The organism is Salinivibrio sp. ML323, from assembly GCF_001995745.1.
GTDB classification, from domain to species: Bacteria; Pseudomonadota; Gammaproteobacteria; order Enterobacterales; family Vibrionaceae; genus Salinivibrio; species Salinivibrio kushneri.
In genome coordinates, this window is sequence record NZ_MUES01000006.1 from 37,526 (window position 1) to 63,820 (window position 26,295).

Here is a 26,295-nt window from a genome sequence, read left to right on the forward strand (position 1 = left end):
GGTGCCTTTATACTACTCACGTATGATTATTGAACGGCTCAATGGCAATAGAACGGGAAATCTCAGGTGAAGTTCATAAAGCGTTTGCTTATCTTTGCACTGGTTTGCACAGTGCTTGGAGTCACTACAATCTTTGGGTTTTACCTGTATGTAAAACCTGACCTCCCCGATGTAGCGACACTCAAAAGTGTCGAACTGCAGACTCCGATGCAGGTTTATAGCGCCGATGGGGCGTTGATCTCCCAGTTTGGTGAAAAGCGTCGCATCCCCGTCATGCTCGAGGACATCCCTCAGCCCATGATTGATGCATTGATTGCGACAGAAGATAGTCGCTTTTATCAACATCCAGGGATTGACCCTATCGGCATTGTCCGCGCCGCGGTGGTGGTGGCGATGTCAGGTACGGCCAAGCAAGGGGCCAGTACCATCACCCAGCAGCTGGCGCGTAACTTCTTCCTTTCCAACGAAAAACGTATTATGCGCAAGATAAAAGAGATTTTTATCGCGGTGCATATTGAGCAACTGCTTAGCAAGGAAGAAATCCTCGAGCTGTACTTTAATAAGGTCTTCTTAGGCTATCGCTCATACGGGGTGGGAGCCGCCGCCCAGGTGTACTTTGGCAAAACCCTTGATCAACTCACCTTGAGCGAAATGGCAGTTATTGTCGGATTACCCAAAGCCCCCTCCACCATGAACCCTTTGTATTCGCTCTCGCGCGCCACCGATCGCCGGAATGTGGTGCTGGGGCGGATGCTGAAAGAGGGGTATATTTCCAATGCCGAGTATCAGCAAGCGAAGAATGAGCCGATTGTGGCCCGCTATCATGGGGCTGAAATTGAACTGTCCGCACCTTACGTGGCAGAAATGGCCCGCGCATGGGCGGTTGAGCAGTTTGGCGAAGACGCCTATACCTCAGGGGTGCGTATCTTCACCAGCGTTGATGCTGATAAGCAACGCGCCGCGAATGAGGCGGCAGTAGAAAACGTTCTCGCCTACGATCGCCGCCATGGTTTCCGTGGCCCCGTTGCGACCTTGTGGCAAGCGCCAAGCCAGCGTTGGCAGCACCAGCGGATTGTCGACCATCTTGCCAAGCAGCCCAGCTACGGCCCGCTAGAGCCAGCGGTTGTGATCGATGTCCAAGCGCAATCGGCACAGGTTATTGGGCCCAATGGCCGTGAAATCGAACTGCCTTGGAAAGGGCTAGACTGGGCGCGACCTTATATCACTGATAGTCGCCAAGGCCCAGCGCCCAAACGAGCTGACGAGTTCCTCGCCAGTGGCCAACAAATATTTATTCGCCAGGTGGATAACAGCTGGCATTTGGCCCAAGTCCCTACCACCAATACAGCCTTGGTCTCTATGTCACCCTCAACGGGGGCAATCAAAGCACTGGTGGGCGGCTTTAACTTTGTCCATAGCAAGTTTAATCGTGCCACACAGTCAGTTCGCCAAGTGGGCTCAAGTATCAAGCCATTTATTTACTCCGCCGCAGTGAATGAGGGCATGACACTCGCCACCTTGATTAATGACGCCCCCATCAATCGCTGGGATCGCAGTCAAGGCGTGGCCTGGCGGCCGAAAAACTCGCCACCACGTTATGAAGGGCCACTGCGAGCGCGACTGGGTCTGGCACAGTCGAAAAACGTGATGGCGGTAAGGGTACTACGTCGTGTCGGACTGGATGATACCCTAGATTATCTCACCCGCTTTGGCTTTAAGCGTGATGATTTGCCGCGTGCAGAGGCGATTGCACTTGGCGCTGGGAGCTTGACGCCGGTTGAGATGGCACAGGGCTTTAGCGTGTTTGCCAATGGCGGCTATTTTATGGAGCCCTTTATCATTGATCGGGTCGAAACCCCATTCGGTGAAGAGATTTATCGCGCTAACCCACCAGTGATTTGTGATAATTGCGAGCAGCAAACGGAACAAGCCGATCCGTTTAATGAGCAGAATTTGCTCGCGCAAGATGACACCACCACACAGCGTCATGCCAAACAAGTCATTGATGAACAAAATGCATTTTTGGTACGCGAGATGATGCAAAGCAACATCTGGGGTGGCGGTGATTGGCGCTATGGGACAGGCTGGAATGGCACGGGCTGGCGCGCGCAAGCCCTCAAACGACGCGATATCGGCGGTAAAACCGGTACCACCAACGACTCCAAGGACACCTGGTACACCGGATACGGCCCAGGGATTGTCACCACGGTTTGGGTCGGTTTTGATGATCATTCGCGCAAGCTTGGGCGCACCACTCGCAATGCCAATCTAGGCGACGAGCGTCAGCCTATCCGCGGGGCAGAATCAGGCGCAAAAACAGCGGAACCGGCATGGATTGATTTTATGCAGCATGCTCTCGCGGATGTGCCTGAGCAGAATAAAGCCGTCCCCCCTGGTATTGTGAAAGTGCGGATTGACCGTGAGACCGGGCTTTTAACCAGAAAAACCGATCATACGTCGATGTTTGAGTACTTTATAAAAGGCACTGAACCCACCGAGTATGTATCGTCACAGCCGGATGGCAACATTTATGAGTCAGGCACAGAGTCGCTGTTCTGACCCTGTCGCATCGTCAATAGCCTCCTCACATCAAGACGCCCGCATCATCATGCGGGCGTCTTTTTATATCCACGTCACGCGATAAGCTAGTGGCGGTGGCGATCACTCATCACGTCGGTCATTTGTTCACGGATAGCGTCAGCCAGCTGCTCATAACGTCCTCGTAGCGGCGAGCCAGGACGGTAATCGAGCGTGATTTGGCGAGATGGCGTTGGTGACGTGGTGGGTATATACACCACACCATCTCGCTTATCAGCAGGAACAGACAATTGCGGTAATAAGGTGATCCCACTTCCTGCGGCCACCATGTTGCGCAAGGTCTCTAAACTCGTGGCACGAAAGCGTTGATCTTCACGCGCGCCCACTTTAAAACAAAAACCCATCGCCTGATCGCGCAAACAATGGCCATCACCAAGCATTAATAAGGTTTCGCCTTGCAGCACATCTAACGCCACCTCGGCACAATCGGCGAGGTGATGCTTTTCATTGACCGCGAGCAGCATCGGCTCGTCGTAAAGAGGCAGCTCTTTAAGATGCTGCGTTTCCTCCACTGAGGCCAGAATAATGCAATCGAGTTTGCCCTCTTCCAGTTGCTGCACTAGCTGCTGCGTCTGTCCTTCGTGAATAAACAGCTCCAGCTCAGGGAAACGATCACGCAGCAGTGGGATAATTTTAGGCAGCAGGTAAGGCCCAACTGTAGGGATCAGACCAATATGCAAAGGGCCGGTCATGCTTTCCCCTTGCTCACTGGCCAATTCGGTCAAAATTGTGACTTCGCGCAATACGTTACGTGCCTGTTGTACTAACCTCATACCGGCATCGGTGAACAAAACCCGACGACTGGTACGCTCAAGTAAGCTGACGCCGAGTTCATCCTCCAGTTTACGAATTTGGCCACTCAAGGTCGGCTGGCTGACAAAGCAAGCCTCAGCGGCTTTGCGAAAATGGCGGTGTTCAGCCAACGCAACCAAATACTCCAAGTCACGAATGTTCATCGTTGTCTCTTCTATAGGGGATAACTATCAAAACCATAGCATCAAGCGATTAGAGCTATCAATCTTATTTAGCAATACTAGACCCATCAAAACACAGCGAGTCACTTCTCGCTTAACAACTTTAATTGAAAACAAAAGGAACGATTCATGACAGCAACCAAAGAAGGCCAGCCAGTACCACAAGTAACCTTCCGCACTCGCGAAGGCGATCAGTGGAAAGACGTGACCAGCGATGACATCTTTGCCAACAAAACCGTCATTGTGTTCAGCCTGCCAGGCGCGTTCACCCCGACGTGTTCTTCTTCGCATCTACCACGTTATAACGAGCTGTACCCTGTCTTTCAACAACACGGCGTTGATGACATCGTTTGTGTCTCGGTCAATGACACCTTTGTAATGAACGCATGGAAAGCCGACCAAGATGCTGACAACATCCATGTACTACCTGATGGTAACGGTGAATTTACCGATGGCATGGACATGCTGGTCGACAAAAATGATCTTGGCTTTGGCAAACGCTCATGGCGCTACAGCATGCTGGTAAAAAACGGCGTGGTCGAAAAAATGTTTGTTGAGCCAAACGAACCAGGTGACCCGTTCAAGGTCTCTGATGCCGACACCATGCTGGGCTATATTGCTCCTGAGCATAAACTGCAAGATTCGATCACCGTGTTTAGCAAGCCAGGCTGCCCATTCTGTGCCAAAGCAAAACAAGCACTGATCGATGAAGGACTTCAGTTCGAAGAAATCATCCTCGGTAAAGATGCCACCACGGTCTCTTTACGCGCAGTCACCGGCCGTGCCACGGTGCCACAAGTATTTATCGGTGGCCGTCACATCGGTGGCAGCGAAGAGCTCGACACTTACCTAAACCAGTAATCCGCTGTTTGGGCGGCAGCCTTGCCGCCCGTTATTTTCCCAGGAGAAAGCAATGAAGACATTAACGGTTGATGTGGCTGTGATTGGTGGCGGGACCGCCGGACTCGGTGCCTATCGCGCGGCAAAAGCACAGACAGATAGCGTGGTGATGATTGAAGGCGGCCCGTATGGCACCACCTGTGCGCGTGTTGGCTGCATGCCATCCAAACTGTTAATTGCGGCCGCCGAAGCGGCGCACCATATCGACAAAGCGCCCGGTTTTGGTGTCTATCCAGGCGGAAGTACCGAGATAAATGGTCGTGAGGTAATGGATCGGGTTAAACGCGAGCGTGATCGCTTTGTCGGCTTTGTATTGGAAAGTGTCGACGACATCCCCGCCCAAGACAAAATCGATGGCTATGCACGTTTTGTCGATGATCATACCTTGATGGTTGACGATCACACCACTATCCATGCTGACCGCATTGTGATTGCGACCGGCTCGCGTCCGAGCTGGCCCGAGGCCTGGAATCACCTCGGTGATCGTTTGGTGGTCAACGATGATATTTTCGAATGGGATGACTTACCTGAATCGGTTGCCGTGTTTGGTCCGGGCGTGATTGGCCTTGAACTGGGCCAAGCGTTACACCGACTCGGTGTCGAAATGACTATGTTTGGTGTCGGCGGCCAAGTGGGTCCACTCACCGACCCAGATATCATGGCATATGCGGATAAAACCTTCAGCGAGGAGTTTTATCTCGATGCCGATGCCAAGGTTGAAGAGATGATCCGTGAAGGTGATAAGGTCCAAATCCGTTACCGCGACAAAAACGGCGAAAGCCAGTTGCGTTGGGTTGATTACGTGGTTGCCGCCACCGGTCGTCGCCCCAATGTCGACAAACTTAACCTTGACGCGACCAGCATCAAAGTAGACGCACGCGGTGTCCCAGTAGCCGATAGCTACACCCTGCAAACCACCGCAGCGCATATTTTTATTGCCGGTGATGCTAACAACCAAATTCCACTGCTGCACGAAGCGGCTGACCAAGCCAGAATTGCCGGTGACAACGCGGGGCGCGGCAAAGATATCCGTGCGGGACTGCGCCGTAGCAAGCTATCCGCGGTCTTCTCCGATCCACAAATTGCGATGGTGGGCGAAAGCTATAAAGCAATTACCGATCGTCTCGGCCCATGTGGCTGTTTTGAAATCGGTGTGGTTTCCTTTGAGGGACAAGGTCGCTCACGGGTCATGCTACGCAATAAAGGCTTGTTACACGTTTATGCCGAACAAGGCACTGGCCGTTTCTTGGGCGCTGAAATGATTGGCCCGAACGCCGAGCACTTGGCCCACTTGTTGGCATGGGCACATCAAAACCAAATGACGATTTCGCAAATGTTGGATATGCCCTTCTATCACCCAGTGATTGAAGAAGGCGTGCGCACCGCGCTGCGAGATGTGAATGCCAAGCTCAAGCTCGGTCCTGAAATGATCAAACACTGCATGGACTGCGGCCCTGGCTGCTAATCCACTGCCCTTTTCGCCGACGCTCGGCGCTTTACAGGCACTGCCTGTTGCTTCCCCAAGCACTTGCTTACCTTTGCCCTCCTTCGCGGAGGGCTTTTTTGTATCCCGCGGTTCACTGCGTCACAATAAGCTATCGCCGTTACCCACCAAGAGAAACCACATGGCTTGCAAATCCTGTCAATCTAGCATTTGGAAGCAGAAGCTGGGACGCTGCACGCGCTGTATGGCCCAACTTGCTATCATGTCTGCCATACTGTGGCCGCTTTGGTGGTGGGCCTATGCCGACACACCACGACAAGTGGAGTCGATTGCCTTGTTGTTCGCCGCCGGCAGTGCCAGCGCCTTGCTCATGCTTCATTTATTGATTTATCCATTTCGGCGCAATAAAAAGCGACACTAATGCCGCTTTCACTCTCCCTCGAGCGGCGAGAAAGTCGAGATCGTGGCTGGCCCAGCAATGTTATAAGTTAGCGCCACTTCGTCACAGGCGTGGAGGCGAGGACAGATTTCACAATCTTTCATTACTTTCTCAGGCAGTTGCGATTTTGACACTGGGGTAAAGCCTAATTGGGTGAAAAACTCTGGCACTCGGGTGAGGACAAAAACTTGCTCAATCGCCATTTGCTTGGCTTTTTTAATCAAGTGCATCATCAACGCCGTACCGTGACCTTGGCGCTGCCAGCCAGCTTCGATTCCCAAAGAGCGAATTTCTGCCAGCCCTGAGTCGTAAATATACAGCGAGCCGCAACCGGTCAAATCCCCTTGATGCTCGGATACCGCAAACAGGCCGATATTACGCACCAATTCATGGCGATCACGAGGTAAGTTCTCCCCCAACTTCGCCCAATACACCACCATGCCTTCGATGGTATCGAGATCCGTCAGCCGCGCTGAGCGCACCGTGACTTTGGGGGTAAAGCGCTTATCCAAACGCTTTTGCGCTTCTTGAATGGCAAAGCTAACCTGCTCGGGCGCGACCCCACCGAGTGCACGACGTTGGGCCAAGCAGGATTCAATCGTGAGCATGGCATACACATCGTCTTCAATCACCGGCGAGAATTGCTGCAAGGTGGCGAGCGGTAGATCTTCCAGTCCACAGCCTTGCTCAATAGCGGACACCACCGCCACACCCACAATATGGTGCGCTTCACGGAACGGGATCCCTTTGCTCACCAAATAATCGGCCAACTCGGTCGCATTGGCATGACCTTGCTGCGCCGCTTGCAAGGTTTTGTCTTTGTGAATGGTAATACCTTCAAAACACAAGGCGGCCATGTCCAAACAATCATGCCAAGTGTCCATGGCATCGAAGAGTCCTTCCTTGTCTTCTTGCATATCCTTGTTGTAAGCAAGCGGCAAGGCTTTGACCGTCATCATCATCGCCGACAAAGCACCGTACACCCGCCCCGTTCGGCCACGTATCAACTCTAGCGCATCGGGGTTTTTCTTTTGTGGCATCAGCGACGAGCCTGACGTCACCGTATCCGCCAGCTCGATAAACCCGGACTCGCCCGAATTGTAGAAGATCATATCTTCGGCCATCCGTGAGAGATGCAGCATCGACATAGACGCGGCGGACATCATCTCCATCACATGGTCTCGGTCTGAGACCGAATCCAAACTATTACGGGTGGCGCGTTTAAATCCCAGATTTTGTGCCAAGGCATCGCGGTCAATCGGGTACGCGGTGCCTGCCAGCGCCCCAGATCCTAACGGGCAGGTATCCAGACGATTAAGTGCATCTTTTAAACGGGTAGTGTCGCGCTCAAACATCTCCAGATAGGCCAAACACCAATGGGCAAAGGTCACCGGCTGTGCACGCTGTAAGTGGGTATAGCCGGGCAACACGGTATCATGGTGTTGGCTGGCCACATCCACCAGCTGCTGCTGAAGCTTGTCGAGAGACAGCAAGATTTGCTGGCCTTGTTGCCGACACCAGAGTTTAAGATCCGTGGCTACCTGATCGTTGCGCGAGCGTCCGGTATGCAGCTTTTTGCCCAAGTCTCCGACTTTATCGATCAGTTGCTGCTCGACCCAGCTGTGAATATCTTCGGCGTCTGAGTTTAAGATCTGCTCAGGATTTTCCATCACCGACAGCTTGAGCTCATTGAGCGCCAGCTCCAATTGCTGTTGCTCGTCATCACTCAGCACGCCCACTGAACGCAAGGCTTTCGACCAAGCAATGGAGCCCACAATGTCTTGCTCTGCTAGGCGATAGTCAAAGCGCAGTGAATCGTTAAACGCTTGAAACCGTTTGTCGGCTGCCTGACTAAAGCGTCCGCCCCATAATGCCATGCTGTCTCTCCTTACTGCTCACGATGCTTTTTTAATTAGGATTGTTTTTGTTTGTTCAGCGTACGAATCCGGCTCGACAGCGAATACAAACGGATAAAGCCTTCGGCATGGCTGTGATCGTAGACATCATCATCACCAAAGGTGGCAAAGTCTTCCGAGTACAAGCTATTGGTCGAGCGCTTTTGTACCACAGTCGCTTGTCCTTTATAGAGTTTGATCACCACCTCGCCCGTTACCGACGCGGCAAGAGAATTGGCCGCGGCAACAATCGACTGGCAAAGTGGCGTAAACCAACGCCCATCATAAATCAGGTGAGAGGCTTTTAAACCGAGCTCCTCACGGAACTGATAACTCTCTTTATCCAGCACCAGTTGTTCAACGCCACGCAACGCTTCCATGATGATTGTGCCACCCGGGGTTTCATAGCAGCCGCGGGATTTCATCCCCACCAAACGGTTCTCAACGATATCAATCCGCCCCACCCCGTGGGCTGCCCCTTTGTCATTCAATAGCGTTAGCACGTCATAAGGCGACATGGACTCACCATCGACCGAGACCACTTCCCCGCTTTGTACACCCAAGGTGACAAACTCAGGCGTGTTGGGTGCCTCTTCCGGTGCCACTGTCCATACCCAGCAATCTTGGTTGGCCGCTGTCCAGGTATCTTCCAGCACACCGCCTTCGGTTGACACGTGCCAAGCATTGGCATCACGTGAATAAATTTTCTCAAGGCTCGCCGTACAGGGAATGTCGCGGGCGGCCAAGTAATCGAGCAAGGCTTCACGACTGGTGAGATCCCACTCCCGCCACGGCGCAATCACTTTCAGTTGCGGCGCCAGCGCGGAGAAGGTGCTCTCAAAACGAACCTGATCGTTCCCCTTGCCGGTACAGCCGTGGCAAAGTGCATCTGCCCCGACCTCAAGGGCGCACTCGACCTGCGCTTTAGCAATGATAGGACGCGCCATCGAGGTGCCTAGTAGATATTTACCTTCATACACCCCACCGGTTTTTAGGCTAGGGTAAATATAATCTGCCACCATTTCGTGTTTCAGATCGGCGATAAAACACTGTGACGCCCCGGAGGCGATCGCTTTTTGCTCAATGCCTTCGAGCTCTTGTTCGCCTTGACCGACGTCGGCCACAAAAGCCACCACCTCACAGTCATAGTTTTCTTTTAGCCATGGAATGATGGCCGAGGTATCCAATCCACCCGAATAGGCCAGTACCACTTTATTTACCTTGCTCATCTTGCTCTCCTTAAATCCTAAATCGACGGTGTCGTCGCGTCGTTATACGTCTTATTAACTGGCGCTAAACCGGGTACCGATTTGCTGGCCATCGAATAATTGCGTGAGTTTTTCTGGATAACGCCAGGTGGCAATCTCTACCGGTTTACCTAATTCGCGGGCGGCGGCAAACGCCGCGTTGACCTTGACCACCATGCCATCGGTGATCACGCCTTTTTCCATCAAGTGCTGCGCATCTAACTCGGTGAGGCAAGGCAGTAAGTGCCCTTTGCCGTCTAACACACCGCTGACATCTGACAGCAACACCAGCTCAGCGCCTAGCGTGGTTGCCACCGCCACCGCCGCTTGGTCGGCGTTGACATTCATCAGCTCACCTTGGTCACTGATGCCAATCGAGCTAATAATGGGGACACAATCGGCGGCCAATACCGCCTGTAGCAGGCTAGGATCACCGGCGCTAGCTTCCCCCACTGCACCTAGTTCAGGGTCCAGCTGGCTGACCTGACACAAGCCGCCATCGGCCAAGCTCAAGCCACAGCTTTTAATCTTCGCCTTACGCGCTTCGGCTAACAGCAGCTTATTCGCCGTCCCGGCGAGGGCACCGGTGACATAATCAATCTGGTCGGCCGGCGTGACCCGCAAGCCTTGTTTTTTCACACTGGTGAGGGCGAGCTTTTTGAGCAGATCATCGACCAAGTAGCCGCCACCGTGCACCAGCACTAACGGGCGCTCAGCCTCACTGCGATAGGTGTTGATCGCGCCGAAAACCTTGGCGAGAGTCTCGCTGCAGCTCAGTGCCGCGCCGCCTAACTTAATCACTAATGGCGTTTTCATCCGTTTCTCCTAGACAATCGCTGTGGTTTCGGCAAAGCCAAACTTGAGGTTTAAACACTGCACGGCTTGGCTGGCCGCGCCTTTGAGTAAGTTATCGATCGCACTGGTGAGGATCAGGTGCCCATGCGCGGCCTGATAACCAATATCGCAAAAGCCGGTATGCTGCACCGCTTGCAGCTTGGCCACCTCACCGGCTGGGAGCACCCGTACCAGCGGCGCCTCTTGATAGGCGTAAGAGAGTGCCTGCCCCACCTCGGCCTCACTGACACCTGGGGCTAATTTGGCGGTAATGGTGGCAAGAATGCCGCGCTTGTAGCTGCCCAGGTGCGGGGTGAAAATCACCGGCGTATCTAGGTGTGCGGCAATTTCTGGCTGATGACGATGAGAAAACACCCCGTAGGCATGCAGGCTCACTTCGCAAAAACTGTTGGTCAGACTCGCTTTGCGCCCCGCGCCCGTCACGCCACTGGTGGCATTGATCACCGGCCACATTTGTTTATCCAACAAGCCTGCATCCAGCACAGGTTTGAGCGCTAATTGACTGGCGGTGGGATAGCATCCCGGCACGGCGACCAGCTGTGCTGCCGATAATGCTTCCTGTTGCCACTCCGCCAAGCCATACACGGCTTGCTCAAGCCATGTCGGTGATTGGTGCGCAAAGCCGTAATGGGCAGGATAAAAATCGGCTTGATTGACCCGATACGCCCCCGACAAATCAAACACCACGCAACCTTGAGCCAGAAAAATCGGCGCCAAGTCATGACTGACCGCGTGCGCGGTGGCTAAAAACACCACATCGGCTTGCTTGGCGACATCCTGTGGCGAGGACAACGGCATCAGTGGCATATCCACCACGCCACGCAGTTGGCCGTGCAACGCGCTCACAGGGCGATTAGCGTCTTCACTGCCTGCCGAGACATATAAACCGGCCAAGTGCAATTGCGGATGGCGATGGACAAGGGCAATAAGCTCGGCTCCTGTGTAGCCACTGGCACCGACAATAATGGTGTTAAGTGTCATGGGTGTCTCTCTTTATGGGTGTTTAAGGCGTGCTGCGGGGCAGCAGAGGATCGAGGGCGTAGCCGATAGCCACGCAAAGCAGGCTAGCGTCGTCGAGCAGAAAGGGCGTTGTGTTTGGCAGCGAGTGGCATCATGGTCAACTCTCAATAAAATATTTTTATTCATAAATAGTGAATGGTTATTTTTTATCGTATTCCCGTTTGGCCGTCAACCCCCAAAAGCGTAAAAAATCACTTTTAATGTCTATTCATTCATATTAGAGCAATAATTCCATCTAACCATGCAAATGACACTGACGCTATTCACGAGAAAGTCGCGATATGGCGGGCGCGGAGAAGCCCTCGGAAGACTGGCAAGCCTGAAAGCTGAAACTTTTTTTCAGCTTTTGGGGTGGCTCTATGATAAGCATCAAATCCGGCGGCCAGTTTTCGCGCTAATTTGCGGTTAAGTTGACCCGATCGCGCAATATTCGCTAGATTGGTTCTTTACAGTCACAGTAGGATGTAACTTTGTTACAGAATGGATACGCTATGAACGAAAAGTACTCTGCCTTAAAAAGCAATGTCAGTATGCTTGGCCGTCTGCTGGGTAACACCATCCAAGATGCCCATGGCCCCGCACTTTTAGAAAAAGTTGAGGAAATTCGTCAGCTCTCAAAATCGGCTGCCGCTGGCAATCAGGACGATCATGCTAAGCTGAAAACCGTGCTGCAAAACTTGCCGGCTGACCAACTGCTTCCGGTCGCCCGCGCCTTTAGCCAATTTTTGAATCTGACTAATATCGCCGAGCAATATCACACCGTCTCGCGTCAATGCGACGCGCTGGAGTGCAGCCCGGATGCTATCGACGATTTACTCCGCCGTGTCAGCCAAGGTGAGATTAATGCCAATGACGCGCAACAAGCGATCGCCGATTTAAAAATTGAGTTAGTCCTGACCGCTCACCCGACCGAAATCGCACGCCGTACCACCATTCATAACTTGGTGCAGATTAATAAATGTTTATCGAAATTAGAGCTCAGTGAACATTTGGGGGCGGCAGAGCGCGCCAAAACCGAGAAACGTCTCGAGCAGTTGATTGCGCAAGCCTGGCACACCGATGTGATCCGCCAAGACCGACCTACCCCGCTTGATGAAGCCAAGTGGGGCTTCGCGGTGATTGAAAATTCACTGTGGCAAGCGGTGCCCGCGTTTTTACGCCAATTTGATCAGCAGCTTGCAAGCCATCTCGATATCAACTTGCCCATTGATGCCAAGCCAGTACAAATTTCCTCGTGGATGGGTGGCGACCGCGACGGTAACCCGTATGTCACCAGCGAGGTCACCCGTGAAGTGATGCTGTTATCACGCTGGAAAGCGGCGGATTTGTATTTGCGCGATGTCCAGGATTTGATCAGTGAACTGTCAATGACCCAGTGTGATGACACTGTGCGTGAGATGGCCGGCGAGGCACACGAACCGTATCGCGCCATCCTCAAAACCTTGCGCAGTCAGCTAACGCACACCCTGAGCTATTTGGACGCCAAACTGAAAGGCGAGCGCGCCTCCTCACAAGGGATCCTGACCGACACCCAGCAGTTGTGGCAACCATTACTGGCGTGTTACCAGTCTCTCCACCACTGTGGCATGGGCATTATTGCCGACGGCAAGTTGCTTGATGTGCTTCGCTGCGTGCAATGTTTTGGTGTACACCTGATCAAGCTCGATATTCGCCAAGAAAGTACCCGCCATGCCGATGTGCTCTCAGAAGTGACCCGTTATTTGGGGATGGGCGATTACGCCCAATGGAGCGAGCAAGACAAGCAAGCCTTCTTAACCCGCGAACTGGCGTCTAAACGTCCGTTGCTGCCGCGTGATTGGTCACCGTCACCTGAGGTACAAGAGGTGATCGACACCTGCCGCGTGATCGCCGAACAGCCACGCGAAGCCTTGGGTGCCTATGTGATTTCCATGGCACGCACCGCCTCCGACGTGCTGGCCGTGCATCTATTGCTGAAAGAAGCCGGCTGCTCGTTCCGTATGGACGTGTGTCCGTTGTTCGAAACCTTGGATGATCTGAATAATGCCGAGGCAGTGATTGGGGAGCTGCTAGCCATTGATTGGTACCGTGGCTTTACCCAGAACGTTCAAATGGTGATGATCGGTTACTCGGATTCCGCCAAAGACGCTGGGGTAATGTCTGCCGGGTGGGCGCAATATCGCGCCATGGAAGCCTTGGTCAATTTATGTGATGAGCAAGGAGTTAATCTCACCCTTTTCCATGGCCGCGGTGGCACCGTGGGTCGCGGTGGGGCGCCCGCGCATGCGGCTTTGCTCTCACAGCCTCCTCGCAGCCTAAAAGGTGGCCTACGGGTGACCGAGCAAGGGGAGATGATCCGCTTCAAGCTGGGGCTGCCCGACGTTGCCGTCAACAGCTTAAACCTTTACACCAGCGCGATTTTGGAAGCGAACTTGCTGCCACCACCGGAGCCTAAGCAGGAATGGCGTCAGCTGATGGACACCTTAAGTGACATCTCCTGCCAAGCCTACCGTGATGTAGTGCGTGGTCATGAGCAATTTGTGCCTTACTTCCGCTCTACCACGCCGGAGCTTGAGTTAGGCAAACTGCCATTGGGGTCGCGCCCTTCCAAACGCAATCCCGATGGCGGTGTCGAGAGCTTGCGCGCGATTCCTTGGATTTTCGCCTGGAGTCAAAATCGTTTATTGCTGCCGGCTTGGCTGGGGGCTGGACAAGCGATCGATCACGCCATTTCCAAAGGCCATAAAGCCCAGCTGGAAGAAATGTGCCGCGAATGGCCGTTTTTCTCCACCCGTCTTGGGATGCTGGAGATGGTGTTTACCAAAACCAACTTAGACATTGCCAAGTACTATGATCAGCGCTTGGTCGATGAAAGCCTCTGGCCGCTGGGTGAATCCTTGCGGGATCAGTTGCGCCAAGATATCCAAGTGGTACTGGCGGTGGAAAACAGCGATAACCTGATGGAGCAAAACCCGTGGGGGGCGGAAGCGATTCGCTTACGTAATATTTACGTCGAGCCACTCAATATGCTGCAAGCCGAGCTGTTATACCGTACGCGTCAGCAAGCGGATCCGGACCAATCGCTCGACGATGCCTTGATGATCTCCATTGCGGGGATTGCCGCCGGCCTGCGTAATACCGGCTAATCCTTGTTAGTCAAGCCGTACCCTCGGGTGCGGCTTTTTTGTTTTTGTATCGATTTGTCGTGTCACAGAGACCGCTGCTCGTTTTTTTTCGCTAAAGCGTCAGCGAATGCTTGCTGTTACATTGATAATATTATTACTATTAAAGGTCGCACTGACGCGACCCAACAACGCAAAGGAATTGCCATGAAAGACGAAACCCTCTCGATTCATCACGGCTACCAGACCGACCCCACTACCAAATCGGTGGCAACGCCCATTTATCAAACCGTCGCTTACGAGTTTGATAATGCGCAACATGGTGCTGACCTGTTCAACCTTGATGTTCCAGGCAATATCTACTCTCGGATAATGAACCCGACCAACGACGTGTTGGAGCAACGGGTGGCGGCATTAGAGGGCGGCATCGCGGGGCTTTGTGTCAGTGCTGGTGCGGCCGCCATCACCTATACCATGCAAACTCTCGCCAAGGCCGGTGATAACATCGTCGCCACACCACAGCTTTACGGGGGCACCTATACCTTGTTTGCCCATATGCTCCCCGAGCAAGGCATTGAAGTACGTTTTGCCCCCAGTGACGACGCCAGTGCGATTGAGGCGCTGATTGATGACAACACCAAAGCGGTATATTGCGAGTCGATTGGTAACCCTGCCGGCAATATCGCGGATATCCCCGGTTTTGCCAAGGTCGCTCACGCGCATGGGGTCCCCTTGGTCGTCGATAATACCGTGGCCACGCCTGTTCTGTGCAAACCGATTGAGCATGGTGCCGATATCGTGGTGCACTCACTCACCAAGTACATTGGCGGTCATGGCACTACCCTTGGCGGTATAATTGTCGATGGCGGCACCTTTGATTGGGTGGCACATCAAGCCCGCTTCCCGCAATTCTCACAACCGGAGCCGGCCTATCACGGCGTGGTTTATAGTGAGACCTTTGGCCCAGCCGCGTTTATTGCCCGCGCACGTACAGTGCCGCTACGTAACAGTGGCGCGGCCCTCTCGCCGATGAATGCTTTTATGTTGATGCAGGGGTTAGAAACCTTAAGCCTACGTATGGAGCGCCATTGCGAGAACGCCAAAGCCGTGGCCGATTACCTTGCCAATCACCCGGCCGTGGCGTGGGTCAACTATGCCGGTCAACTCAATCATCCTCATTACCAACGTGCTAAGTCGCTTATCCGCGGTGGACTGCCGGCCTCATTGCTGTCATTCGGCTTAAAAGGCGGCTTTGACGAGGGAGTGAAATTTTATGATGCGCTGAATCTTTTCAAGCGCTTGGTGAATATTGGTGATGCCAAGTCACTGGCGTGCCATCCCGCCTCGACCACGCACCGCCAGTTGAACGAGCAAGAGCAAGCGAAAGCCGGGGTGACACCCGAGATGATCCGTCTTTGTGTCGGCATTGAGCATATCGATGACATCATTGCCGATTTAGAACAAGCCTTGGCGACGGCAAAATAGCCCAAAGAAGGCTAGCCGCTCCCAGGCTAAACAATCGTTGTACCAACAAAACTGTGGATATAAGAGATGTCACTTCCCCATGTAATACTGACAGTGCTAAGCAACTGTGAGGCGACGGGTTATGATATTACCAAGGCGTTTTCCACCACCATCAGTAATGTGTGGAAAGCCAGCCATCAACAGGTATATCGTGAACTCAATAAGCTCGCCGATCGAGGTGCGGTCACCTACCGGCTTGAACCGCAAGTCGGGAAACCGGATAGAAAGGTGTACGCCATCACGCCTGTTGGCACCGACATGCTAGAAGCGTGGTTTATTCAAACGCCCAAGTTAGCGCCACCGCGTGACGAGTACGTGGCAAGATTACTCAGTTGTGAGGTGCTCGACCCCGCTCCCATGCTGGATCATGTGAATAACTTGATTGCCGAGTCTCAGCAGCTACTTAATCACTATACGCTACTGGAACAACGTGAATATGGCCAAGTCACACTACTGACTTCACAACAACGTTTAATGCGCCTCGCACTGCGACGCAGTATTCATCAACGCCGCGCCTGGTTGGCCTGGGYGCAGGAAGTGCGCGACGAACTCACTATGCTCGCGGCCAGTGCTTAATCAATACAACAAACACAACACGCAACCTAATACGCCCCGACATAACCGGGGCGTATTTTTTAAGGTGTGACCGCTAGTGGGCGAACCCCCAAGGTATGACACAGGGCATAGGTTAATTCCGCACGGTTAAGGGTATAAAAGTGAAAATCTTTCACCCCTTCGCGGCTTAGCACCCGCACCATATCAAGCGCAATCGAGGCGCCCACCATCTGGCGCGTGACGGGATCATCTTCCAGTCCTTGATACTGTTTGTGCATCCACTGCGGCACACGCACATTGGTCATCTTGGCAAAGCGTGACGCCTGCTTGAAGTTAGAGACGGGCAAAATCCCCGGCACAATCTCCACATCAATCCCCGCGGCCACACAGCGGTCACGAAAGCGCAGATAGCTTTCAACATCGAAGAAAAATTGGGTAATCGCCCGGCTGGCCCCCGCATCCACTTTGCGTTTAAGGTTAATTAAATCCGCCTGTGCGCTTTTCGCTTCTGGATGTACCTCAGGGTAAGCGGCAACCGAGATATCAAAGTCATGCTCCTCTTTGAGCAAACGCACCAAGTCCACCGCATACATATCCGGCTTTTTCTCTGGCGAGGGTAAATCCCCGCGTAACGCCACAATGTCACGGATGCCATTCTGCCAATAGTCGCGGGCAATGTGGCGAAGCTCATCTTCAGTGGCATCAATGCAGGTTAGATGGGGCGCCGCGGCGATACCGGTTTGATCATGAATGCTTTTCACGATGTCATGGGTGCGATCACGCTCACCCGAGTTGGCGCCATAGGTCACCGACATGAACTTAGGTTTAAGCGCTTTTAAGCGATGCACGGAGTTCCAAAGCGTCTCCTCCATGGTTGGGGTGCTGGGCGGAAAAAACTCGAATGAGACATTAATATCGCCATCTAAGTCAGCAATATTCTGATTGAGTGCATCAATGTGGCCTGCGTGCGTGTAGCTCATATCCTCTCCCTGACACCGAACGGCGCTGTTCAGTATGACTGTATCTGCTGTGTTTTATACTTATACGTTTAGACGTCCATATGTCTAAAGATTGTCGTGATTCGATGAAAATGTCAACGATACGGGCCATGAAAAATACTCATGGTGTGATGAAGATAGACGACGCGGCCACCAAAATGCGCCTAGATTGCCCATGTTTCACACAAAAAAAGCTGTCTACGCAGCGCGTAGACAGCTTGATCACGGTTATCCACGAGCAGACTAGTGAAGGCGACTTATCAAGCGATTTAAGTCGGATTGAATGGCGCCCGCCGTGACATCACGTCCCGCCCCGGGGCCACGAATGACTAATGGATTTTCGCGATACCATTGGCTTTCAATCGCAAATACATTGTCACACGGCAACAGATGAGCCAGTGGGTGCTCGCTGGGTAAGGTTTCTAGGCTCACTTGCGCTTTACCGTGAGCATTTAAGCGCGCGACATAGCGGAGCACTGACCGGTTTTTATGCGCCTTGTCTAATCGCTCTTGTAGTTGTTCATCCATTTGGTGGGCATGATCAAGAAACGCATCCAAAGACAGATCAGCCAGTGGTTTAGGCACCAGGGATTCGACCTTGACCTGCTCTGGCTCAAGCGACATGCGCGCTTCGCGTGCCAAAATCACCAATTTACGCACCACGTCGGCACCCGACAGGTCATCCCGAGGATCAGGCTCGGTGAGCCCTTGCTGCCATGCTTGTTCCAGTAATACGCTGAATGGCACTTCACCACTAAATTGCAAGAACAGCCACGACAAGGTGCCAGAAAAGATCCCAGACAGCGCAACAATCGTGTCGCCACTTTCACGCAGATCTTGCACCGCGTAGTTAATGGGTAACCCTGCGCCCACGGTCGCATTGTAGAGCCAATGGCGCCCGGTTTTGCTAAACGCCTGCTGAATCGCGTGATACTGCTCGGCTGGCGCGGCCCCCGCTTCTTTGTTGGCGGAGATTAAGTGAAAGCCATGCTCTGCCAGTCGCGGGTACAAGTACGCTAATGACGCACTGGCGGTAACATCCAATACAATCACATCGTCATACGGGTGATTAAGTAAGCGGGTGAGCCATTCGTCATCAAAATAAGGCTCGCAACGCTCATCAAACCCCTCTAATACCTGCGTGGCATCAATGCCGGCGAAATCAAGCCACTGGTTGCGACTGTCCACCACTGAGATCAATGACACTTCCTTGCCATGGCGTTTTTCCAGGTGTGCTTTTTGCTCGGCAAAAAGGCTTAACCAGCGGGTGCCAATATTGCCTTTGCCCACCAACACCAAACCGATCCGGCGCTGGGCTTGAAACAAGGCATCATGCAAGCTAGCGACGAGGGCTTGAGTATGTACTTGGCGAAGGATCGCCACCATGCTCAGTCCAGACGCAGACTCACTGATAAACTCCACCGGTTGGGATTTCAATTGTTGATAAAAGCCATGGCAATGGACGGGATTGTTCACCACGCCCGCTCCTACAGCCGCCACCATGGTAAAGCCTTCACGCAGTTTGAGTTCAGCCGAAAGGCCAGCATCTTGAATTTGCGCCATTACTAGCGCCACCACTTCTGTGGTAAATGCCAACAATATTCGGTATTGATCGTCTTGATAATCGGTTGCCAGTGGCTGCACCTTCAGCTGTGACAAAATCCGACTAAGCTCCTGCTTTATCGCCTGAAAGTCTTGTCCTCGCGCAACATCAAACTGGAGTAAGCTTACCTCATCCAACGCCGTAATGATTTTTGCCCCGCGCCCGGTGGCTAATACGCGTTCAATACGTGTTGAGCCGCTATCCGGCGCTTGGGTGCAACGCAAGGTTAGGTCGGTGGCACTTTGCGCCACCGGCTGTAAGGTGCGGCTATGCAGCACGGGAGCGGCAAGACGCGCCAGCTCGCCCGCCTCGTCAAGACGAATCAAAGGTAGCAAACAGGCATTATCAACATGGCGAGGATCGGCGCTATACACCCCGGCGACATCACTCCAAATAGTCACACGGCTGACGCCCGCCAGCGCCCCCAAGACAGTAGCCGAGTAATCGGAGCCATTGCGCCCCAACAGCACCGTCTCTCCCGCTTGGTTTTGTGCCATAAAGCCAGTGATCACCACATGTGTATCGCTATGCTGCGAAAGCTGATTTTGCAGTAAAGGCCAGGACGCCCCCCGATCCACTTCTGGTTGAGCGGCGCGCTCGGCGCGCAAACACTGGCGTGAGTCTAACATCACCGCCGCACGCTGATGCTGCTTCAATAACTGGGCCAACAGGCGCGCCGACCAGACCTCACCAAAACCTTGCACGTAAGCTTTGTCATTTTCACTCACGCCCTTATCGCCCAGCGACGCGATGGTGGCAATATCCGCATAAAGTGCATCCACTAGCTGTTGTTTTGTCTCTCCATCCACCAAGTTTTCAATCAAATCTTGCTGGAAGGCGCGCACCGTTTGTAAGGTCTCATGCGCCACTCGTCCATCCTTGTCTAATTGCGCCAACCACATGATCAGCTGGTTAGTGGTTTTTCCTGCCGCAGACACCACGATCAAGTCTTGCTGGCTCGCATGCGCGGTCAATACATCGACCACGCGGCGATAGCAATCAGGGCTCGCAAGGCTACTGCCACCAAACTTGTGTAATTGGCGTGGTGACTCTGGGGACGTTTCCATCGGTTGCGCATGCATGGCAAGGTCTCTCTTAATGTCTATCAATCTCGGTAAAACGGCGCGCACGGCGGCGCAGCCTCTATCGGGGGTTGTCCCCTAAACGGGCAAAAGCATTCGCCAAATCGGCGACCAAATCTTGCGCATCTTCTAATCCAATCGACAAGCGTAATAAGGTCGGCGAAATGCCGGCTTCTGCTTGCGCGGCGTCACTCATAGCTCGGTGCGTCATCGAGCCAGGGTGAGTGATCAAGCTTTCCACGCCCCCTAGCGATTCGGCCAGAGCAAATAACGAAAGGCCGTCAATAAACCGCGCCACACCAGCTTGGTCGGTCTCTAACTCTAGGCTCAGCATGCTACCAAACCCCGCTTGCTGACGCGCAGCAATTTGGTGACCAGGGTGAGAGGCCAACCCGGGATAGTATATTTTCCGCACCGCCGGCACCGTTTGTAGGTAGCTCAGTACCGCTTCAGTGTTGTGCTGGTGTTGTTTAACGCGCGCGCCCAGTGTACGCAACCCTCGCAATGTCATATAACTGTCAAAGGCATTGCCCGTCGCCCCTAGGCAATTTCCCCACCAAGCCAGTGTGTCTGCCAATTCATCCGTACGCGCGACCACCGCGCCACCGACAATATCGGAGTGACCATTAATAAACTTGGTGGTGGAATGGACCACCATATCCGCGCCCAGCGCAAACGGCTTTTGCAAGGCGGGCGATAAAAAGGTGTTATCCACCACCACCCGGGCCCCAACTTGATGGGCCTTTTGGCTTATTTCTGCGATATCGACCACGCGTAGAAGTGGATTAGATGGAGTTTCCACCAGCACCAACTTGGGCTGCTTAGCCAATGCCTGCGCCAACCCCTCATGGTCGGATTGATCGACAAAACTCACCTGCCAAATGCCTTGTTTGGCGCGTGATTCGAGCAAGCGATAGGTGCCGCCATAACAATCGTGCGGGGCGACGATATGATCACCCGCCTCCAATAGAGATAACACCAAGTTTATCGCCGACATGCCACAGTTAGTCACTACCGCACCCGCGCCCCCCTCTAAGTCAGTCAGCGCTTGTTCCAACTGCGCACGCGTTGGGTTGCCGCCTCGCGCGTAGTCGTAGGTAGGCACATCCCCCAGAGCCGGGAAACGGTAATTGGTCGATAAATACAAGGGAGGCACTACCGCATGGTGCTGGGTGTCGGTGCCAATCCCAGTGCGAACGGCGATGGTGTCGGTTTTTTTCTCTGTCATTATCTGTCCTTGCTAGTCTGTTTGCGCATGGTGGGCGTGATCCAGGCGTCATACTGCCACCTTACCCGTCGCTTTTTGGGACGTCAATACTTCTAGACGTCTACACTCCTTTGCATGTGGCGGTTAATATAGCTAAAATCTCCGCAGCATCATCCTGGGTATTCCTTAATCAAGATAGGTGAGACATGGCGCAGTGGAACGGCGACTACATTAATCCGTATGCCGAACATGGTAAAAAGAAAGAGCAGGTAAAGAAGATCACCGTCTCTATCCCATTAAAAGTACTAAAAATTCTTACTGATGAGCGCACTCGTCGTCAGGTGCAAAACCTGCGTCACGCGACCAACAGCGAGTTGTTGTGTGAGGCATTTCTTCATGCCTACACCGGTCAACCTCTGCCAACCGATGACGATATCCGTAAGGATAAACCCGACAGCATCCCCGCCGAAGCGCGTCGGATCATGAAAGAGCTGGGTATCGAATTCGACGATAGCGAATACTAAAAAAACCCGCCAACCGGCGGGTTTTTCATTACCTGCAGCATCGTGCTGTCTGCCACTTACGCATGACAACATGCCTCGCTACATCATATAGTTTTCTGGCATCTCGATACGAGCTACGCCGGTTTCGACGGCCGCCAGCGCCACTGCACGTGCTACTTTCGGCAACAAACGCGCGTCCATGGGCTTGGGAATGATGTAATCAGGACCAAAGCTGAGCGAAGACAAGCCGGCGGCGTCTAATACTGTTTGTGGCACCGGCTCTTTGGCCAAACTGCGAATGGCCTCGACCGCGGCCAGTTTCATCGCATCGTTAATTTCACTGGCACGCACATCCAATGCACCACGGAAAATAAACGGGAAACAAAGTACGTTATTGACCTGGTTGGGATAATCCGAACGCCCGGTTCCCATGATCAGATCATCCCGGACTTGATGTGCCACATCCGGGTGGATTTCAGGATCCGGATTCGAGCAGGCAAATATCACGGGCTTGTCTGCCATCAGCTTCAAGGCCTCTGGTGAGAGTAAGTCAGGGCCAGATACGCCAACGAACATGTCCGCGCCTTCAATCACATCTTCGAGGGTACGTTTATCGGTGTTATTGGCAAACAGCTGCTTGTATTTGTTGATATCATCACGACGCGTATGGATCACGCCTTTACGATCCAACATATAGATTTTTTCTCGCTGCGCACCACATTTTATTAATAGCTCCATACAGGCAACCGCGGCCGCGCCAGCACCCATGCACACCACCGTCGCCTCACGGATATCTTTGCCTTGTAGCTCGAGCGCGTTAAGCATGCCGGCAGCAGTCACGATGGCAGTACCGTGTTGGTCATCWTGCAATACAGGCACTTCGCACCGTGCAATCAGTTGTTTTTCAATTTCAAAACAATCAGGGGCTTTAATATCTTCGAGGTTGATACCGCCAAAGGTGTCAGCAATATTGGCCACGGTATCAACGAACTCATCGATAGTGCGGTGTTTCACTTCAATATCAATCGAGTCCAAACCGGCAAAACGCTTGAATAATAACGCTTTACCTTCCATGACGGGCTTAGAAGCCATCGGGCCTAAGTTCCCCAATCCCAAAATCGCGGTGCCGTTTGAGATCACCGCCACCATGTTGCCTTTACCCGTATAGCGGTAAACCGCATCTGCGTCTTGCGCTATCTCTCGCACCGGCTCAGCAACGCCAGGACTATACGCTAGGGCGAGATCCGCGGCCGAGTCGGCCGGTTTGCTCAATTCAACAGAAATTTTTCCGGGAGTAGGGTATGCATGATAATCCAGCGCTTGCTGGCGTTTATCGTCCGACATCTAGTGTTCCTAATTATTATCGTGAAGGGATAGATAACCAATATCGCCAGGGAAGCGTGAACGATATTAGCCAGACACTCGACAAACCACACAGGGAAGGTTTGCATTCGCATAAAGATGGTAACGCAGGGAGCAAACGTCCACCAGTGCTAACACGCATTCGCGATGATGCTCGGACCTGTTGCCCCAATACAAGGACGATACGATCAAAAAAAGGGACGCTGATGCGTCCCTTCTCTGTATTCGGTCAATAGCGGCTTATTTTTTGCTGCTAAGGGCACCGAAACGCTTCTTAAAGCGGTCAACACGGCCACCGGTATCAAGGATACGCTGCTTACCAGTGTAGAATGGGTGACACTTGTCACACACGTCTAGGTAGATGTCTTTGCCTAGGGTTGTGCTGAACGCGAATTCGTTACCGCAAGAGCATTTTGCTGTGACGGCTTTGTACTCTGGATGGATACCAGCTTTCATAGGGATAACCTCATCTTGAAGGCCGTGTCGCTCTCCCGATCCTAAGCCGGGCACCACACGTCGTTAACAAACATTTTCTAAGGCGCGCAATTCTAATCAAGCGCCCTCTTTTTCGCAACTTTTTTGTGCAATCATAGCGCCAGCTGAAAGGCATCAAGGCTTTGCCAACGTGTGGCTAACCGTTACACTGAGATTCCTTCTGGCCAATAAGATGTTGTGATGGAACAGTTTGCTCAGGTAGCGTTGCCTGTCCCTTTGCCGAAAACCTTTGATTACCGTATCGCAGACGATCAGCACCCGGTCGTCGGCGGGCGCGTCAAGGTGCCGTTTGGACGCCAGCATAAAGTCGGCATCGTTACCGGCTTGTCGTCCACGGCCAGTGTGGAAACCAGCCAACTCAAAGCAATTGATACCGTACTCGACGCGCAACCGGTCTGGACCCCCGCCGTTTATAACCTTTTGCAATGGGCCAGTCGCTTTTACCATCACCCGCTTGGCGATGCGATGGGGGCGGTGATGCCGACTTCGCTGCGTAAAGGACGCCCGGCGACATTACAGCAACAAAAATGGTGGCAAATTACCGAATCAGGACAAAACCAACCTCTATCAGGTCTGAGCCGCGCCCCCAAACAAGCCCGAGTGTTGCAGCTGCTCACTCACGGCCCGGCCACCCAAGCCGACTTAATCGAACAAGACATCGGCGCGCCGGTACTCAAAACAGTGGCAGAAAAAGGCTGGATCGCGCCCTACTCGCCCCCTTCTCAGGCCAATGCTTGGGTAAAAAGCTTTGCGGTCACCGAAGAAAAGCCGACGCTTAATCACGAGCAAGCGATGGCGGTTGCCACCCTCAATGCCAGCGATGGTTTTGCCTGCGCGTTACTAGAGGGGATCACAGGCTCAGGCAAAACCGAGGTTTACCTCAATGTGCTAGAACCGGTGCTCGCACGCGGCCAGCAGGCGCTAATCTTGGTGCCAGAAATTGGCCTGACACCACAAACCATTCGCCGTTTTGAGCGTCGCTTTGCTGTCCCTGTGACCGTGATGCATTCAGGGCTCAGCGATACCGACCGTCTCAACGCTTGGCTGGCCGCACGCGAAAACCAAGCAGCCATTGTGATTGGTACCCGCTCTGCACTTTTTACCCCCATGGCAAAGCTTGGCATCATCATTATCGATGAGGAACACGACCCCTCTTATAAACAGCAAGATAGCTTTCGCTATCACGCCCGCGATCTGGCCGTCATGCGGGGGCATGAAGAAAACGTACCGGTGATCTTGGGCTCAGCCACGCCGTCGCTAGAAAGCTTGCATAACGCAAAGACCGGTAAATACCAATACCTCAAACTGACTCAACGTCCTGGTAATGCGGTCACCGCCCGGCAAGGGATACTCGATATCAAAGGCCATCACCTCGAAGCTGGCTTGTCTGCGCCGCTGATTGCYGAAATGCGTCAGCACTTGCAACGAGGTAACCAGGTGATGCTGTTTTTAAATCGCCGCGGTTATGCGCCGGCGATGATGTGCCATGAGTGTGGCTGGCTGGCGAACTGCCAACGCTGTGATGCCTACTACACCCTTCATCAGCGACACCAAGAGTTACGCTGCCATCACTGCGGCCACCAAAAACGAGTGCCCCCGCAATGTGGCGACTGTGGTTCTACCCAGTTGATTAGTGTTGGCGTAGGCACCGAGCAACTCGAATCCCAGCTTGGCGAGTTATTTCCCGAATACAATACCGTTCGCATTGATCGCGATAATACCCGGCGAAAAGGGAGCCTTGAAGGTTACTTGGCCGATATTGAAAAAGGTGAGTATCAAATTCTACTGGGCACGCAAATGCTCGCCAAAGGCCATCACTTTCCTAACGTCACCCTGGTCGCCTTAGTCGATGTGGACGGGGCGCTGTTCAGCAATGATTTTCGCGCGCCTGAGCGTTTAGCCCAATTGATGGTTCAGGTGGCCGGGCGCGCCGGCCGCGCCAGCAAACCAGGTACTGTGTTATTACAAACCCACCATCCAGAGCACGCCCTGATCCAATCTTTGGTGCACCAAGGCTATCAAGCCTTTGCCGAATCGGCGTTAAATGAACGGCGTCAGGCATGGCTGCCGCCTTACACGTTTCTTAGCCTCTTTCGCGCCGATGGGCATGAAGAAAACAGTGTCCAGCAGTTTTTACAACAAGTCCGTCAAACACTGGCTGCCTCACCGGTTCAACAGGATGATTGTCATATTATGGGGCCGATGCCCGCCGCCATGGCGAAACGCGCGGGTCGCTATCGGTGGCAACTCCTCATTCAAGCGCCCAGCCGAAAAGTGATGCAGCAATGGCTCCAGGTGGCACTTCCGGCCATCCAACAGCTCCCCCTGTCACGTAAAGTCAGATGGTCATTAGACGTCGAGCCGCAAGACCTTTCTTAATATTCCCTTGCAGTAAAGCGACAGCAATCACACTTTCATTGCAATAAGTGTTAGCTTGTCCGTGTTTAAATCGGACAAGGCTAGGTAGAATAAGGCCGCAATTGGCTAAGAGAA

19 protein-coding genes are annotated in these 26,295 nt (G+C 53.2%); 9 read left to right on the forward strand and 10 right to left on the reverse strand.

Annotated elements, in window-relative coordinates:
- Positions 1-66 precede the first annotated feature (66 nt).
- The gene (locus tag BZG13_RS05975) at positions 67-2,559 is read left to right on the forward strand and encodes a penicillin-binding protein 1A (protein ID WP_077458673.1); all 2,493 of its coding nucleotides are present in this window, start codon (positions 67-69) and stop codon (positions 2,557-2,559) included.
- Positions 2,560-2,645: 86 nt separating this feature from the next.
- Here BZG13_RS05975 and oxyR read toward each other — a convergent pair whose 3' ends face one another.
- Positions 2,646-3,554, reverse strand: a complete 909-nt coding sequence (gene oxyR / locus BZG13_RS05980; RefSeq protein WP_077458674.1) for a DNA-binding transcriptional regulator OxyR — start codon at positions 3,552-3,554, stop codon at positions 2,646-2,648.
- Between the two features lie 147 nt (positions 3,555-3,701).
- On the opposite strand from oxyR, the gene BZG13_RS05985 reads away from it, so the two are divergent.
- The 3 genes from BZG13_RS05985 (at position 3,702) to BZG13_RS05995 (ending at position 6,337) form a co-directional block, all read left to right on the forward strand.
- Entirely contained in the window at positions 3,702-4,433 is a 732-nt protein-coding gene (locus BZG13_RS05985; protein WP_025744251.1) for a glutathione peroxidase, read from the forward strand.
- 52 nt (positions 4,434-4,485) lie between these two features.
- The gene (locus tag BZG13_RS05990; protein ID WP_077485804.1) at positions 4,486-5,937 is read left to right on the forward strand and encodes a dihydrolipoyl dehydrogenase; all 1,452 of its coding nucleotides are present in this window, start codon (positions 4,486-4,488) and stop codon (positions 5,935-5,937) included.
- Between the two features lie 160 nt (positions 5,938-6,097).
- The gene (locus BZG13_RS05995) at positions 6,098-6,337 is read left to right on the forward strand and encodes a DUF3624 domain-containing protein (protein ID WP_077485806.1); all 240 of its coding nucleotides are present in this window, start codon (positions 6,098-6,100) and stop codon (positions 6,335-6,337) included.
- Between the two features lie 8 nt (positions 6,338-6,345).
- Here BZG13_RS05995 and argH read toward each other — a convergent pair whose 3' ends face one another.
- From argH to argC, 4 genes are read right to left on the reverse strand one after another with little or no spacing between them, the layout of a single operon-like run.
- Positions 6,346-8,232 carry an argininosuccinate lyase gene (gene argH, locus BZG13_RS06000; protein ID WP_077485808.1) on the reverse strand — a complete coding sequence of 629 codons (1,887 nt, stop codon included), beginning with the start codon at positions 8,230-8,232 and terminating at the stop codon, positions 6,346-6,348.
- Between the two features lie 35 nt (positions 8,233-8,267).
- Positions 8,268-9,479, reverse strand: coding sequence for an argininosuccinate synthase (locus BZG13_RS06005; protein WP_077485810.1), 1,212 nt, complete (start codon positions 9,477-9,479; stop codon positions 8,268-8,270).
- Between the two features lie 54 nt (positions 9,480-9,533).
- Complete coding sequence (argB, locus tag BZG13_RS06010) at positions 9,534-10,313, reverse strand: acetylglutamate kinase (protein WP_077458679.1); 780 nt, start codon at positions 10,311-10,313, stop codon at positions 9,534-9,536.
- Positions 10,314-10,322: 9 nt separating this feature from the next.
- Positions 10,323-11,333, reverse strand: coding sequence for an N-acetyl-gamma-glutamyl-phosphate reductase (argC, locus tag BZG13_RS06015; RefSeq protein WP_077485812.1), 1,011 nt, complete (start codon positions 11,331-11,333; stop codon positions 10,323-10,325).
- Positions 11,334-11,863: 530 nt separating this feature from the next.
- Here argC and ppc point away from each other — a divergent pair.
- From ppc to BZG13_RS06035, 3 genes are all read left to right on the forward strand, one after another.
- On the forward strand, positions 11,864-14,497 hold the full coding sequence (ppc, locus tag BZG13_RS06025; protein WP_077485816.1) for a phosphoenolpyruvate carboxylase: 2,634 nt from the start codon (positions 11,864-11,866) through the stop codon (positions 14,495-14,497).
- A 183-nt stretch (positions 14,498-14,680) separates the two neighbouring features.
- A complete protein-coding gene (locus tag BZG13_RS06030; protein WP_069361873.1) occupies positions 14,681-15,958 on the forward strand; it encodes an O-acetylhomoserine aminocarboxypropyltransferase/cysteine synthase family protein in 1,278 nt (425 codons plus the stop codon).
- 66 nt (positions 15,959-16,024) lie between these two features.
- Complete coding sequence (locus BZG13_RS06035; RefSeq protein WP_077485818.1) at positions 16,025-16,573, forward strand: PadR family transcriptional regulator; 549 nt, start codon at positions 16,025-16,027, stop codon at positions 16,571-16,573.
- Positions 16,574-16,632: 59 nt separating this feature from the next.
- Here the strand turns inward: BZG13_RS06035 and metF are convergent, their stop codons facing one another.
- The 3 genes from metF to metB form a co-directional block, all read right to left on the reverse strand.
- On the reverse strand, positions 16,633-17,532 hold the full coding sequence (metF, locus tag BZG13_RS06040; protein WP_069361875.1) for a methylenetetrahydrofolate reductase: 900 nt from the start codon (positions 17,530-17,532) through the stop codon (positions 16,633-16,635).
- Positions 17,533-17,793: 261 nt separating this feature from the next.
- Complete coding sequence (locus BZG13_RS06045; protein WP_077458683.1) at positions 17,794-20,235, reverse strand: bifunctional aspartate kinase/homoserine dehydrogenase II; 2,442 nt, start codon at positions 20,233-20,235, stop codon at positions 17,794-17,796.
- Positions 20,236-20,296: 61 nt separating this feature from the next.
- Positions 20,297-21,463 carry a cystathionine gamma-synthase gene (gene metB, locus BZG13_RS06050; RefSeq protein ID WP_077485820.1) on the reverse strand — a complete coding sequence of 389 codons (1,167 nt, stop codon included), beginning with the start codon at positions 21,461-21,463 and terminating at the stop codon, positions 20,297-20,299.
- Between the two features lie 185 nt (positions 21,464-21,648).
- Here metB and metJ point away from each other — a divergent pair, with 185 nt between their 5' ends.
- Positions 21,649-21,966 (forward strand): met regulon transcriptional regulator MetJ, encoded by a 318-nt coding sequence (gene metJ / locus BZG13_RS06055; protein ID WP_069361878.1) that lies wholly within the window; start codon positions 21,649-21,651, stop codon positions 21,964-21,966.
- Between the two features lie 78 nt (positions 21,967-22,044).
- On the opposite strand, the gene BZG13_RS06060 is transcribed toward metJ, so the two are convergent.
- Both BZG13_RS06060 and rpmE read right to left on the reverse strand, forming a co-directional pair.
- Complete coding sequence (locus tag BZG13_RS06060; protein WP_077485822.1) at positions 22,045-23,289, reverse strand: malic enzyme-like NAD(P)-binding protein; 1,245 nt, start codon at positions 23,287-23,289, stop codon at positions 22,045-22,047.
- Between the two features lie 258 nt (positions 23,290-23,547).
- The gene (gene rpmE / locus BZG13_RS06065; protein ID WP_046074736.1) at positions 23,548-23,763 is read right to left on the reverse strand and encodes a 50S ribosomal protein L31; all 216 of its coding nucleotides are present in this window, start codon (positions 23,761-23,763) and stop codon (positions 23,548-23,550) included.
- Positions 23,764-23,979: 216 nt separating this feature from the next.
- Between rpmE and priA the strand changes: the two genes are divergently transcribed.
- Positions 23,980-26,181, forward strand: coding sequence for a primosomal protein N' (gene priA / locus BZG13_RS06070; RefSeq protein ID WP_077459029.1), 2,202 nt, complete (start codon positions 23,980-23,982; stop codon positions 26,179-26,181).
- The last annotated feature ends 114 nt before the right edge of the window (positions 26,182-26,295 follow it).

Coding starts and splice junctions, on each gene's coding strand:
- oxyR (WP_077458674.1), bottom strand. CDS start 3,554: ATGAACATTCGTGACTTGGAGTATTTGGTTGCGTTGGCTGAACACCGC.
- BZG13_RS05985 (WP_025744251.1), top strand. CDS start 3,702: ATGACAGCAACCAAAGAAGGCCAGCCAGTACCACAAGTAACCTTCCGC.
- BZG13_RS05990 (WP_077485804.1), top strand. CDS start 4,486: ATGAAGACATTAACGGTTGATGTGGCTGTGATTGGTGGCGGGACCGCC.
- BZG13_RS05995 (WP_077485806.1), top strand. CDS start 6,098: ATGGCTTGCAAATCCTGTCAATCTAGCATTTGGAAGCAGAAGCTGGGA.
- argH (WP_077485808.1), bottom strand. CDS start 8,232: ATGGCATTATGGGGCGGACGCTTTAGTCAGGCAGCCGACAAACGGTTT.
- BZG13_RS06005 (WP_077485810.1), bottom strand. CDS start 9,479: ATGAGCAAGGTAAATAAAGTGGTACTGGCCTATTCGGGTGGATTGGAT.
- argB (WP_077458679.1), bottom strand. CDS start 10,313: ATGAAAACGCCATTAGTGATTAAGTTAGGCGGCGCGGCACTGAGCTGC.
- argC (WP_077485812.1), bottom strand. CDS start 11,333: ATGACACTTAACACCATTATTGTCGGTGCCAGTGGCTACACAGGAGCC.
- ppc (WP_077485816.1), top strand. CDS start 11,864: ATGAACGAAAAGTACTCTGCCTTAAAAAGCAATGTCAGTATGCTTGGC.
- BZG13_RS06030 (WP_069361873.1), top strand. CDS start 14,681: ATGAAAGACGAAACCCTCTCGATTCATCACGGCTACCAGACCGACCCC.
- metF (WP_069361875.1), bottom strand. CDS start 17,532: ATGAGCTACACGCACGCAGGCCACATTGATGCACTCAATCAGAATATT.
- BZG13_RS06045 (WP_077458683.1), bottom strand. CDS start 20,235: ATGCATGCGCAACCGATGGAAACGTCCCCAGAGTCACCACGCCAATTA.
- metB (WP_077485820.1), bottom strand. CDS start 21,463: ATGACAGAGAAAAAAACCGACACCATCGCCGTTCGCACTGGGATTGGC.
- metJ (WP_069361878.1), top strand. CDS start 21,649: ATGGCGCAGTGGAACGGCGACTACATTAATCCGTATGCCGAACATGGT.
- rpmE (WP_046074736.1), bottom strand. CDS start 23,763: ATGAAAGCTGGTATCCATCCAGAGTACAAAGCCGTCACAGCAAAATGC.